The sequence below is a fragment of the Anaerotignum sp. genome (assembly GCF_030625865.1).
GTDB lineage: Bacteria > Bacillota > Clostridia > Lachnospirales > Anaerotignaceae > Chakrabartyella.
Genome location: NZ_DAOUQB010000076.1, coordinates 1 through 4421, shown reverse-complemented (window position 1 = coordinate 4421; position 4421 = coordinate 1). Strand labels below are relative to the sequence as shown.

Genomic DNA, 4421 nt, shown 5'->3' with positions numbered 1-4421 from the left:
TCCTTCCGCTGCAAGCAAACTATTGCTATAAATAAAATTTGCCATTTGGGTAATGAGATACTGAAAGTCCGGATTTTGCCCATTCAACAATGAAATAATATTCCCCGAACATCCATTAAGCTCAAGCCAGACAAGATTTGGCTTTTCAAGATTTTCACTTATTATCTCGTTTTTCACCCTTGCCACGAGGCTTGCTGTTGACTTTAATTTACTTTCTTGATAGGGACACTTAAATTTTTCTTCACTCATATTTATCGCCAACCTTACATTTAGGATAAAAAGCCTACAATGGGTAGTTTTTCCAGAATATTTTCTCCTGCATGACAAGATTCAAACTCATCTGTTAAATCATTGCCGGCACGAAGGCCAAAATGCGAAGCTGCCGCCCACGCAGGACTTTTTGTTACATCATAAACAAATCCATTGATTGCAACATATGCCGGATTACCATCCATGCCATTATTCATCGCCAATTCTTCCCGTGAAATGGCTTTTGTGGGCTGAACTTTGTTTATATCCTGGGACTCAACAATAGAATTAATTGGTGGCATTTCTGCCGCCTTTACCTGGCTTCCTTTGCTGAATTTTTTGATTTTACCTTCTAAAATCAGAACTTCTCTATTCAAATGACTTAGCACTTCTGGATCATTGTAATTGGTACTTATCTTTTCTATGTGCATATTTAAACACTTTACACTTTTAAGAATAGACTCTAAAAAATAATCCAATTCCATCAAAAAACCTCCTCATGTGCCATCCCATCTCTATCATCAACAGATTCTGGGCACTGTCTGCCCCTCTAAACTGGGAAGCACTCGTTTACCCCCTATGTCCGTCTGTAAATAAACAATTTTTCGGCAGCTTTTTGTAAAGTGACCAATCATTTGTGCATCTTTATATCCGTAATGTTTTTTTAAATCTTGAAGAATTTTGTATCCGAATCCCTCTTTTACTACTAAAATCATTCTCCCTTCGCAGGCAAGATATAAAGGATCAATACCTAATACTTGATTAACGGCTATCACTTGAGGATTGATTGGTATTGTATTTTCAATTAATTCCACATTATAGCCTACATGAGCCGCTATTTCATTTAAAACAGTTGCTATCCCGCCCCGGGTTGGGTCTTTCATTAGCTTTATATAGGGGAGATCCTCATTTAAATCAATAATAAGGTGACTCAAGGCACAACAATCACTCGTAATATTCGTTTCTATTGCCAAATCGTATCGATCAAGCAAAATGGCCGTGCCATGTTCTGCAATCGTCCCTGTTATGATAATTTCATCTCCGGGTTTGATTTCAGATAGGGCATAATTGTCTGACACAACACCAATCCCCGATGTATTAATAAATAATCCATCAGCGCAGCCTTTTTCTACCACCTTTGTATCTCCGGTAACAATTTTTACACCATTTGCTTTACATACTTCTCCCATGGACTGGGCTATTCTACATAAATCATCTATGTCAAATCCTTCTTCTATAATAAAACCTGCACTTAAGTAAAAAGGCTTTGCGCCCGCCGTTGCAAGGTCATTCAACGTTCCACAAATTGCAAGCTTGCCAATGTCTCCGCCACGAAAAAACAATGGCTGAACAACAAAGCTATCCGTTGTATAGGCTAACCTTGATGATTTTGGATCAAAAACAAAAGAATCACTGAGTGGAACTTCTGTATCATTGCCATAGTATTTCAGAAACACTTGGTTAATTAACTCGCCTGTCTTGACACCACCGTCACCATGATATAATCTAATTTTATTTGTCAAAAGAAACCCTCCCGTATTTATAATGCGCTGAGCATGCCCCTTCTGAAGATATCATACAAGGACCCATTGGATTTTCAGGGGTACAGTATATTCCAAATTGTTTACACTCATAAGGGGCTTTTAAGCCAAGTATAATTTCACTACATTGACAGGGAGATGGTCTTACTTTTGTTTCTTCTGATATGTTAAATTCATTTTTTGCATCAAGCCTTTTGTACTTTCCTTTCAAAACCAAAGCAGAATTTGAAACTTTTCCAATTCCCCTCCAGTATCCATCCTCTCGTTGAAAAATCTCACCCATGAATGCCTTTGCCAATTTATTTCCTGACTTGCTGACACAACCCCTATATAAATTAATAAAAGAAACAGAGCTTCGCCCCTCTATTTGATCCAATAGGTTGTAAACTCCCTTTTTTACATTTTCCGCCTCAAACCCACATATTACTGCAGGAATTTGAAATTCTTCCGTTACAAACCGAAAAGCATCTCCTCCCAAAACGGATGCAACATGACCGGGGCAAATGAGACCGTCTATTTTGTTTCGGTCATCTGAAAGAATAAATCGCAGAATAGGATCCATCCGCTTTAAGGCTGTTAGAAAAAATAAATTTTCCGGACCATTTTCATATACATCTTTTATTGTTGCCGCAATAATAGGTGCCGTTGTCTCAAATCCTACTGCTAAAAATACAACTTTTTTTTCCGGCCTTTTCCGTGCCAATGTAACTGCATCTTCAGGAGAATATACGGTTATTACATTGTCTTTGGATTTTTTTTCAGATAGACTTGAAAAAGCTCCCTTTACTTTTAACATATCACCAAAAGTAGCCAAAATTACATTGTCATGGGAAAGCAAATTAATTGCCCCATCAATATAAGCCTCGTGGGTCACGCAAACAGGGCAACCGGGACCGGATAGCAACTTGACATAATCAGGTAAAATATAGCGAAGCCCTGATTTTGATATAGCCTGCGTATGGGTTCCGCAGACTTCCATAATTCGAATTGTCTTTTTATTCTCTAGGTTCATTTTCATCGCTTTTTATCATCTCATTCAGTGTATTATTTAGAAATAAATATTCTGTTTGATCAATCTTTTCAATGGCAAAGCCTGCATGTAGTAACACAAAATCACCAGGCATAGGATTTTCAATTAACTGAATATTAATTTTTTGCCGAATCCCCATGGTTTCAGCATAGGCATAGCTTCCCTGTACAGAAGTGATCTTAGTTGGAATTGCCAGACACATAAGCTCCCTCCTCCAAAATTGATGCCGCTACCGAGGCTTGGCCAAAAGACAGCCCTCCATCATTTAACGGCACTTTTTTATTAAAAAACACATGAAAATCAGTCTCTTTCAATCCAAGAACTATTTTTTTTAAGACAAAGGAATTTTCGAATACCCCTCCGCTTAAAAAAACATGGTTCACATTATATTTTTCTCTTATCTTGCACGCACACGCTACCGTTGCTTTACAAATTGTATTGTGAAATTTCGTAGATATGACAGAAATAGGTTGTTGAGATTCCAAATCCGCCAAAACACCTTTTAAAATACTCTCATATCCCAATATAAAAGAATCCGTCTCCTCAAATATGGAAAATGGATATTCATCGGTTATAGTAATATCCACCATGTTTTCAAGCTCAATAGCCGCCTGAGCTTCATAGGAAATGTGATTTCGTTGCAATGTAAGGGCAGCAACACAGTCGAAAAATCTACCCATGCTCGAGGATTGATAACAATTCACTTTGTTCTGTAATGCCTTTTTTACAATCTCCAGTTGTAAATGGTCTATATTGGAAAAATATGTTTCCGTGTCTTCCTCTACTGCGTGAAGAAAAGATAGTGCACATTTCCAAGGTTCTTCTATGGCAGAATCAGCACCTTGCAGTGTAACATACTCTAAATGTCCCACTCTTGTAAACTTCCGCCGATTTCCAACGAAAAACTCCCCACCCCATATGGTTCCATCTGTCCCCATACCGGTTCCATCAAAGATAATGCCAATTCCATCCCCACAAAATCCATGCTCTGCCATACACCCAGCCATATGTGCATGATGATGCTGCACAGCTATTCCTCTTTTTTCTAGCTTCTTTGCATATTGGGTTGAAAAATAATTGGGGTGTAAATCATGAGCAATAAATTGGGGATGAGCATTTAATAGATGGGACAACCTATGGAGGACCCCTATATATTCATTACAGGCATCCAGAAAATGAAGTTCTCCTAAATACTGACTGATGTGCGCAATCCCTTTGTGTATAAAACAAACAGACGCTTTTTGATTCCCACCAAGAGATACTATCTCAAAAGGTGTATCCAAGGGCAATGCCATTGGTGCATAACCCCGCCCACAGCGGCTTATCAATACCTCTTCATTTAGAACTTTGACAACGGAATCATCAATCGGTGTCATAATTTCACGATTATGTACCAGGAAATAGTCAGCCACCTGTTTCAAATGGGCTAACGCTTCTTCATCCCCATAGCAAATAGGCATCCCACTGATGTTGCCGCTGGTCATAACCAGATATTTTGTCGTATCATCAAACAGAAAATAATGGAGTGGAGTGTAAGGAAGCATCACTCCATATTGATGAATATTCGGTGCAATTGTATCCGGAAGTCGTTTTTCACCATT

Annotated in this window: 5 protein-coding genes and 1 pseudogene; all 6 read right to left on the bottom strand. The window is 38.5% G+C overall.

The genetic code is table 11. The features are described 5' to 3' along the window. Positions 1–249: pseudogene (locus tag P9Q65_RS13040) on the bottom strand (hydrogenase small subunit); the annotation flags it as partial. Between the two features lie 20 nt (positions 250–269). Beyond that, positions 270–734 (bottom strand): cytochrome b5 domain-containing protein, encoded by a 465-nt coding sequence (locus tag P9Q65_RS13035; protein WP_304509936.1) that lies wholly within the window; start codon positions 732–734, stop codon positions 270–272. A 36-nt stretch (positions 735–770) separates the two neighbouring features. After that, the gene (gene hypE / locus P9Q65_RS13030; protein ID WP_304509934.1) at positions 771–1772 is read right to left on the bottom strand and encodes a hydrogenase expression/formation protein HypE; all 1002 of its coding nucleotides are present in this window, start codon (positions 1770–1772) and stop codon (positions 771–773) included. Continuing rightward, positions 1762–2802, bottom strand: a complete 1041-nt coding sequence (gene hypD, locus P9Q65_RS13025; protein ID WP_330695408.1) for a hydrogenase formation protein HypD — start codon at positions 2800–2802, stop codon at positions 1762–1764. The genes hypE and hypD overlap by 11 nt, the downstream gene beginning before the upstream one ends. Beyond that, the gene (locus P9Q65_RS13020) at positions 2786–3022 is read right to left on the bottom strand and encodes a HypC/HybG/HupF family hydrogenase formation chaperone (RefSeq protein WP_304509932.1); all 237 of its coding nucleotides are present in this window, start codon (positions 3020–3022) and stop codon (positions 2786–2788) included. Before P9Q65_RS13020 ends, hypD begins: the two co-directional genes overlap by 17 nt. Next, a partial coding sequence (locus P9Q65_RS13015; RefSeq protein ID WP_304509930.1) for a Kae1-like domain-containing protein occupies positions 3000–4421 on the bottom strand: 1422 nt, incomplete at its 5' end. The genes P9Q65_RS13020 and P9Q65_RS13015, both read right to left, overlap by 23 nt.

Coding starts and splice junctions, on each gene's coding strand:
- P9Q65_RS13035 (WP_304509936.1), bottom strand. CDS start 734: ATGGAATTGGATTATTTTTTAGAGTCTATTCTTAAAAGTGTAAAGTGT.
- hypD (WP_330695408.1), bottom strand. CDS start 2,802: ATGAACCTAGAGAATAAAAAGACAATTCGAATTATGGAAGTCTGCGGA.
- P9Q65_RS13020 (WP_304509932.1), bottom strand. CDS start 3,022: ATGTGTCTGGCAATTCCAACTAAGATCACTTCTGTACAGGGAAGCTAT.